Below are 3298 nucleotides of genomic sequence, written 5' to 3'. Positions count from 1 at the left end.
AATATATATAGAGACCCTAATCTATATTAAGAATAGATATGATATAGTCAGTTCAAAATAAAATTGTTATGGTTAGGACAAACATCATAAAACAACTTGGATAAGTCGTTTTCCAACCAGCCTTGGCGTAGAAACTTTACTTGTGCCCATTTCTTTTCAATAGGGTTCAAATCAGGGCTGTACGGTGGCAGCCATAGAATACGATGACCATGTCGGTTTAATAGCTTTTTGATACGTTTGTTCTTATGAAATCTGGTACTCGAGCATAGCTCTCCCCTTGCACTCGGGCAAAGCAGTGCTTTGCTTTATCCTCGCTTTCATGGCAGCTTCTACGCCGGATTTACTACAGCCCAAACGAGCAGCTCTTTCATAGTAGTAAGCGTCAGGATAGTCAGTAATGTCTTGTTTTAGGGCATCATTAGATATTTTGCGCGGTGCTCTGACGATGGGCTTGATACTGATGTCTTTTTTCCAGTTAATAATGGTGGTGGGACTCATATCATAAAGCTTGGCTGCGGTGCGCACGCTCATGCCTTGTTCAAGAGACTGTAGTACCTTTTTACGAAGGGTAATGGGGTATGTCATGGTAATTAGCGAGCTGGAATTTAGAATTATCGTAACAGTTCTTGGTAGGGTTTACTATACTTTGAATTATCACAGGTAAAGACAAGGTATTAGCTGATTTGAAATTCTAAAGAGATTTTTGCAACTATAAATAGGAGTTATATGATGAGCGAAGCTATTAATCCACAAGACATTGATCCACAAGACATACAACACAAATTTGAGCGTTGGTCTGCTCTACAGTCAAAATTATTACAGGCGCAGCAAGATTGGAGAGAGGCAGAAGCGCTACTGTCTGAGGTACAAGAGTATTATTTAAGTCCGCAGTGGATACAAGATCGTGAGGCTGATGTCACGATTAAGCACTCTGGTGAGGCTCATTCTATCTTTAGCGAAGACGGTATTTGGAATGCGATGACAGAGCATCAAGAGCAGGCGATTACTTGGATGCGCTTAGGGTTGGACGCTATCGACAAGTAGATCAAGGCGTTAGCACTTAGTGATTATCGGCCTGCGCGTTTGTTAGTGTTTATCAGATAAACGCCGCTTTACAAACCAACCAATAATAATGACAACGATAAGGATGCCAATACCTGTCGAGTAAGGGGCGAGCGTCGATTCAATAACCTCGTAGTTTTGGCCCATATAGTAACCCGCGAACGTCAGACCTGTCGTCCAAATGCTTGCACCAAGTGCGGAGAGCCCCAAAAACGGTAGCATCGGCATATTATTCATACCGGCAGGAATCGAGATGAACGAGCGGATACCAGGCACCATACGACCAAAGAATACCGCTTTTTTACCGTGCTTATCGAACCACTCATTGGTAGCTTTGATATCGTCAGGTTTTACAAAAACAAATTTGCCATATTTTTTGGTTAAGGCTATCAAGCGCTCTTCATTAAACACGCGGCCTAAATAGTACAGCGGTAACGCACCAAGTACCGCGCCAAGCGTCCCTGCTAGTATGGCAAGTATGAGATTAAGCTCACCATTTGAGGCGGCAAACCCAGCAGCAGGCATAATAACCTCGGAGGGAATAGGCGGAAAGACGTTTTCGGCAAACATGGCAAAGATAATGCCAAAGTAGCCAAACTTCGCCGTGATAGAGAGTACCCAGTCACTGATTTGACCCATAAAAAACCTTTATAATAGAATGAACAATACTGCTGCTAAGCCGAATCTTTAGGCAAAAGATACTAGCTCATCAGTGGTTTTTCAATTTAGAAGGTTTTACGCGCTGTGCAAGTTTCGTTAACGTATATCTAAATCATCAGCGTAGGCAAATAGCGCCGGCGCGCCTCCGGTATGCCAAAATAAGATGTTATCGGTTGCTTTGATTTGCTCGGTGGGTATCATTACATTGGGATTCTAGCCATTCGCTTAATTTAATAATATCATCCTGATTATTCCTTAATTCCTTGCAAACGAAGTAAAAGTTATCCCCTGTTAGAAATTCATGCATTGGAACTCTAACGATATTTTGTTTATAAGCATCATCCTGCATCATATAATTATTGGTAAGAGTAATACCCAGATTGTACCGTGCGGCTTCTATCGCTAATAGTACATGACTAAAATGATTTATCTTTATATCGCTTGGTAATTCAAATCCGCCTGCCTTACACCATCGCAGCCAATCCTCCGCTGTATTCTCGCTCGTATCTGCATATCTCACAGACAATATTGGATGCCGCCACAATGCGTCAGGAAGGGGTTTATCTCTTATTTTCTCCCAAAGCTTTTGACCACAAACAGGATATAAAGTTTCAGCAAATAAAAACTTACTGATGAAAGCATGTGGAGGAGGATCGACGGTGATATAACAATCGGCCCTTTGCTCATTATAATCAGAGGGATGATTAACCATATCTAAAGTAAGTTCTATTTCTGGATACTGTCTATAGAAGTCTTCTAGTCGAGGAATCAACCAATTCACTGCGACTGAACTGTACAGAGCTAAGCGTATACGCCCAGGTTTTCCATGTTTAATAATCTGACTACTATCTGAAAGTAGACCCAATGCGCCACTCACATCTGTGAAATAACGCTCACCAACCTCTGTCAACGAAAAGGTCCGGCCTTGCCTGTAAAACATTGCTTCCCCAAGATACTCTTCAAGGATGCGTATTTGGTGACTCACGGCACTTTGTGTCACATTGAGGCTTTCTGCTGCTTTTGAAAAGCTGTTAAGTCGTGCAACGGATTCGAAGCATTGTATGGCACGCAATGGGGGCAAATCCATTATTACCTCAGCTAATACTAAGTATGGTTTATATCATTATACATCATAGCGTTACTTGCATATACTGCCTGACAGATCGTTAAATCAGCATGAACCCATTGGGGTTTTAACAGTTTCTGAATTTAGAGTAGGGCGAGGAGGCTAAGAATGCCAAAGATGAGTGTTGCATTTGCCATGACGCTATTGGTACTAGGAAATATCATTGCGGTCTTCTCAGACGCCTTGATAAAGGCCTTGCCCTCTGAGACGGCGGTATATCAATTTATCCTGTTTCGTCAATGCACAGCGGTTTTAATGCTGTTGCCGTTTTGCTTAATTAATAAAAAGAACAAGTTATTCAGTAATATAAAATGGCACTTTGTTCGTAGTCACGTGTGGTTATTGGGTGTGATATTCATGGTACTGTCTCTTCAAGCACTGCCTCTTGCGACTGCGAATGCTATTTTTTATGCCGCCCCTTTATTTGTATTACCACTGGGTTTTTTATTT

6 protein-coding genes are annotated in these 3298 nt (G+C 41.8%); 2 read left to right on the top strand and 4 right to left on the bottom strand.

The genetic code is table 11. From position 1 onward, the window contains the following. Positions 1–47: 47 nt before the first annotated feature. Both ACT3QQ_RS13705 and ACT3QQ_RS13700 read right to left on the bottom strand, forming a co-directional pair. Positions 48–200 carry a transposase gene (locus ACT3QQ_RS13705; RefSeq protein WP_404815955.1) on the bottom strand — a complete coding sequence of 51 codons (153 nt, stop codon included), beginning with the start codon at positions 198–200 and terminating at the stop codon, positions 48–50. 43 nt (positions 201–243) lie between these two features. After that, positions 244–585: an IS630 transposase-related protein gene (locus ACT3QQ_RS13700; protein WP_058025959.1), complete on the bottom strand. Its 342-nt coding sequence runs from the start codon at positions 583–585 to the stop codon at positions 244–246. A gap of 141 nt (positions 586–726) precedes the next feature. Here ACT3QQ_RS13700 and ACT3QQ_RS13695 point away from each other — a divergent pair, with 141 nt between their 5' ends. After that, positions 727–1044: a DUF4298 domain-containing protein gene (locus ACT3QQ_RS13695; RefSeq protein ID WP_226945179.1), complete on the top strand. Its 318-nt coding sequence runs from the start codon at positions 727–729 to the stop codon at positions 1042–1044. Positions 1045–1086: 42 nt separating this feature from the next. Here ACT3QQ_RS13695 and ACT3QQ_RS13690 read toward each other — a convergent pair whose 3' ends face one another. Continuing rightward, positions 1087–1701 carry a DedA family protein gene (locus tag ACT3QQ_RS13690; protein ID WP_058025961.1) on the bottom strand — a complete coding sequence of 205 codons (615 nt, stop codon included), beginning with the start codon at positions 1699–1701 and terminating at the stop codon, positions 1087–1089. Positions 1702–1888: 187 nt separating this feature from the next. Then, entirely contained in the window at positions 1889–2809 is a 921-nt protein-coding gene (locus tag ACT3QQ_RS13685) for a LysR substrate-binding domain-containing protein (protein WP_087041102.1), read from the bottom strand. 147 nt (positions 2810–2956) lie between these two features. On the opposite strand from ACT3QQ_RS13685, the gene ACT3QQ_RS13680 reads away from it, so the two are divergent. Continuing rightward, positions 2957–3298 (top strand): EamA family transporter (locus ACT3QQ_RS13680; RefSeq protein ID WP_444528403.1); only part of this gene is annotated, 342 nt, incomplete at its 3' end.

It is taken from the genome of Psychrobacter sp. AOP7-A1-24 (assembly GCF_052376235.1).
In the GTDB taxonomy this organism is placed as follows: domain Bacteria; phylum Pseudomonadota; class Gammaproteobacteria; order Pseudomonadales; family Moraxellaceae; genus Psychrobacter.
The sequence above is the reverse complement of the archived record's forward strand: the minus strand, read 5'-3'. Positions and strand labels throughout refer to the sequence as shown.

Excerpts from the sequence above, each read along its gene's own strand:
- ACT3QQ_RS13700 (WP_058025959.1), bottom strand. The coding sequence starts at position 585 with ATGACATACCCCATTACCCTTCGTAAAAAGGTACTACAGTCTCTTGAA.
- ACT3QQ_RS13695 (WP_226945179.1), top strand. The coding sequence starts at position 727 with ATGATGAGCGAAGCTATTAATCCACAAGACATTGATCCACAAGACATA.
- ACT3QQ_RS13690 (WP_058025961.1), bottom strand. The coding sequence starts at position 1,701 with ATGGGTCAAATCAGTGACTGGGTACTCTCTATCACGGCGAAGTTTGGC.
- ACT3QQ_RS13685 (WP_087041102.1), bottom strand. The coding sequence starts at position 2,809 with ATGGATTTGCCCCCATTGCGTGCCATACAATGCTTCGAATCCGTTGCA.